Raw genomic sequence first — 3,709 nt, forward strand, 5'->3', positions numbered from 1 at the left:
GCCCGCTGCTCCACCACCATACGAACCGCCCGCTCGCGGACTTCAGGTGAAAATTTGTTGGTTGTCTTGCTCATAACGGATGCTCCTTCTCACAAGTTGGAGCCTCCTGGAAACCCGGGGCGCTTCAGGAGCTATCTTCTGGGACCGCGCGGCCGTGCCGCGAAAAAAGAGAAAGAAAGCTGATGGAACGCCATGCCAACTATGCTCTGGTAGGCGCCGCCTCCATCGCGTTGCTTATCGCCACGCTTGTTTTTGTGGTCTGGCTCGGCGGTTCGGCCAAAGGAAGTGATTCTTACCAGATCGTGTTTCATGGGCCGGTCAGAGGTTTAAGCGTTGGAGGCGAAGTGCAGTTCAACGGCATCAAGGTCGGGGAAATCGGCGGAATCCGCCTCGACCAGCGCGACCCCAACCGTGTGATCACGGATATCGAACTGACGCGCGGGACACCGGTGCGCGAAGATTCGGTCGCATCCTCTGAAAGTCAGGGCATCTCAGGGGTCAGCATCGTTCAAATCAGCGCGGGCACGCCGAGCAAGCCGCTGCTCAAGACCAATGATCACGGTAAGCGGCCTGTCATCGCCAGCAAGCCCAACGCTATGTCTTCATTGCTGCAAGGCGGAGGACAGGTGGTGGCAAGCGCGACCGAGGCACTGAGCCGTGTGAACAAGGTCCTTTCGGATCGTAATATCGCCAACATCGGCGGTGCCATTCGCGATGTCCGAATGACTACGGCGGAACTGGCGGCCAATCGGACCATGTTCGCCCATGCCGGTTCCGCGCTCGCCAAACTGGATCGGGCGGCTGACGATATTCAGGGCGCGGCCTCGGCCGTTCGGCAGATTGCCGATGGCGATGGCAAGCGCGCCTTCGCCGATATCTCCCAGGCGGCAAACGAACTCAAATCGGCAGTTCATGAGGCTCGCGGCGTGATCGCCAAACTCGACACGCAAAGCGCCGATATCGGTACGACCACGATCCCTAATATCAATGCGACCATGCTGACCTTGCAAGAAACAGCTGAATCGCTGGACGGACTAATTCGCGGGATCCGACAAAGTCCCCGCGAAGCTCTGGCCAAAAGCCGGGGTGCTGAACTGGAGTTGCCTAAGTGACATTATCAACCAGGAATCGGACTTTTGCACTTCTGTCGAGCGCCTTGCTGCTGGGTAGCTGTGGAAACCTGCTAGGCGGCGGCGAGCGCGCTGACCTTTTCAGGTTTGGCGTGGTCGAGCCCACGTCCGTCACCGGGATGCAGGGTGCGCTCCCGACTCGCTCTGTATCTCTGCTTCGCCCCCGGTTCTCGCAGGAGGTAGAGGGCGATCGCATGCTCACCACGCGGGGGGAACGTGCGCTCTACCTTAAGGGGGTTCGTTGGGTGGCGCCGGTCCCCGATCTTTTCACCCAGGCGCTGATGCGTCAATATGCGGCGCGGGCACCTGACGTGCGCCTGACGGGCGTCAGAAATGCCACCGGGGCATCGCATGCGATGCAGATTGATATCGAGCGATTCGAAGCACGGTATGCCCTAGATGGGGGTGAAAAAGCACCGCCCATTGTCATTATCGAAGGCGATGCAACCCTGTTTGACCTTACTGATCGTCGTCCCGTTGAGGCCAAGCGCTTCTTGGTGCAGGAGCCAGCGTCCGCAAATACCACGAGTGGGATAGTCGCCGCTTTCGATCGTGCAGTAGCTCGCTCAACCACAGAATTGACGGATTGGTCCGCGCAAACAGCGCGGAAGCATTCCACGGAGCGCGCGCTTGATACATCGAAGGATCGAATGGAACGCAAGCAGGGGATAAATTGATCATGAACTTGTCGCCGATCTCTACAATCTTAGGGCGCGAAAGCATGTACAAAATCGCCATGCGCCAGATATCTTCGTAGGTATCTACGAGTTTTTGTTTTTATCTGAAGGGCTGACCCGATCGGAGCCAGAGTAAGCAAGATAGTATAATCCCGGATTCTACGTATTAATAAGCGATAGCATATCGACCATGTGATAAGTCAAATCTCGTAATGATTAATATTTCTATCGGATTATGAAATGCAGTCCGCTGTCGATTTAAGTGACACTCATTTGACAATTTAATTTATGCAATGCGGGCGATGGTGGAACGATTATCCAACAGCATCGTTACGACGTCGTCACGCTTAACGTGATGCGGCCACTTGACCGCTAGAAATCTATTCTACGGAGAAGGTATTATGCTGAAAGTCATTATGGCCGCAGGCGCGCTAGCGCTTTCAGGTTCAGGGGCTCTCGCCCAAGCTGTTTCACCAACAAACACAGGTTCAATGTCGAGCATGGATACCGGCACAACACCGATAGCTGGACAGAATGAGCCAGCCTTTGTGATGGCTGCATCGGATGCGAACCTCTATCAAATAAAAGCAGCGCAGTTCGCCGTGACCAAGGCTCAGCGTGACGATGTGAAGGCTTTTGCCAAACGTGTTCAGACCGAAGCGCAAATCGCGCAGCAAGCACTCATGGCCGCGCTGCGCAACGATCAGCGGACAATAAAAGCGCCATCGTCATCGCTTTCCTCCGACAGAGCCGCACTCGTGAAGCTGCTACAGAAGACGCCGCGCGGCAGCTTCGATAATCTTTATCTATCCCAGTCCGCCCAAGTACTACAGGCGGCATGGGCCATCAACAAAGGCTATGCGCAAGACGGCACCGACCCAGCCTTGAAGCAAGTCGCGGGAACCGCCGTTCCCACACTTGAGCAGGAACTCACCAATGGGAAGGCACTTCTTCCTTCAGCATTGACCGGCGGTCAATGATCATAGTGGCGCCCGTTCTTCACGGGCGCCACTCAATATGATCGTCATGCCCTGGCGGGCAGCCGCTGTTATTTCAAGCGCGGTAACAGCGAACGCCACAGCGGTCGTGTTTATGCTTTCAACCTTGTCGTCAGGATATTGGGCGGATGATGATACTTGTTTTTGCCATGGCGGCTCTTGCACAAACCCCCGAGCAACCCGCCAGAAAAGATGAGACAGTTGACCGCGGTCGGGAAATCGTCACGCAGCCGGCGAAAGATATTGGCGCGGCCAAAACCGAAATTCCAGCTATTCTGGAAAGAGCGCAAGAAAATCCATATGGTCTCGTCGGCTTGAAATCCTGTGCGCAGATCAAGGCCGCAACTACGGAGCTCGATAGCGTCCTCGGACCTGATTTTGCGGTCGGCAACAACAAAAAAGAGAACAGGGCTGGTCGGCTGGCCGAGGCTGGAGGGAAAACTATTGTTAACACAATCATACCGTTTCGGGGCTTAGTTCGGGAGATTTCGGGCGCAGCTCCGGCCGAAAGACGCCTGGCGGCAGCGATTGACGCCGGCTTCGCACGCCGCGGCTTTCTTCGTGGAACAGCGCTCGCGCGGCGCTGTCCGGGGAGCAAAAATTAGCGACGAAAGCTGACGCTATTGAATTCGACGCCTCTGTGTGAGGCTGCGCATTTTCTCTTGAACTATGGCATTGCAGGGTAATGGGTATCCATCCGGCGGCGCCCGCCTTGTCGTGAGGTAGTGGACTGCTCTTAAGAATGCTCTCGAGAGTAGGCTTAGGAGCGGTTCATGGGGCAGATAACGGTAATGACCGGGCCGGAACGGCGGCGGCGTTGGAGCGACGAGGAACGACTGCAGATTTTGGCAGAAGCCTTTGCGCCTGGGGCCAGCGTTTTGGCTGTGGCACGGCGGCACGACAT

At 56.3% G+C, this 3,709-nt stretch carries 6 protein-coding genes; all 6 read left to right on the forward strand.

What is annotated here, in order from left to right; genetic code table 11:
- On the forward strand, positions 1-183 hold a 183-nt coding region (locus KRZ98_RS18165; RefSeq protein WP_217674844.1), incomplete at its 5' end, for a hypothetical protein.
- Positions 183-1,112, forward strand: a complete 930-nt coding sequence (locus KRZ98_RS18170) for an MlaD family protein (RefSeq protein ID WP_024020666.1) — start codon at positions 183-185, stop codon at positions 1,110-1,112. The genes KRZ98_RS18165 and KRZ98_RS18170, both read left to right, overlap by 1 nt.
- 137 nt (positions 1,113-1,249) lie before the next feature.
- Positions 1,250-1,807 (forward strand): ABC-type transport auxiliary lipoprotein family protein, encoded by a 558-nt coding sequence (locus KRZ98_RS18175; RefSeq protein ID WP_254798687.1) that lies wholly within the window; start codon positions 1,250-1,252, stop codon positions 1,805-1,807.
- Between the two features lie 401 nt (positions 1,808-2,208).
- Entirely contained in the window at positions 2,209-2,787 is a 579-nt protein-coding gene (locus KRZ98_RS18180) for a DUF4142 domain-containing protein (protein WP_254798685.1), read from the forward strand.
- Between the two features lie 146 nt (positions 2,788-2,933).
- Positions 2,934-3,410 (forward strand): hypothetical protein, encoded by a 477-nt coding sequence (locus tag KRZ98_RS18185; RefSeq protein ID WP_119750431.1) that lies wholly within the window; start codon positions 2,934-2,936, stop codon positions 3,408-3,410.
- A 186-nt stretch (positions 3,411-3,596) separates the two neighbouring features.
- A partial coding sequence (locus KRZ98_RS18190) for a transposase (RefSeq protein WP_254798569.1) occupies positions 3,597-3,709 on the forward strand: 113 nt, incomplete at its 3' end.

The sequence above is a fragment of the Sphingobium sp. AS12 genome, from assembly GCF_019097845.1.
GTDB lineage: Bacteria > Pseudomonadota > Alphaproteobacteria > Sphingomonadales > Sphingomonadaceae > Sphingobium.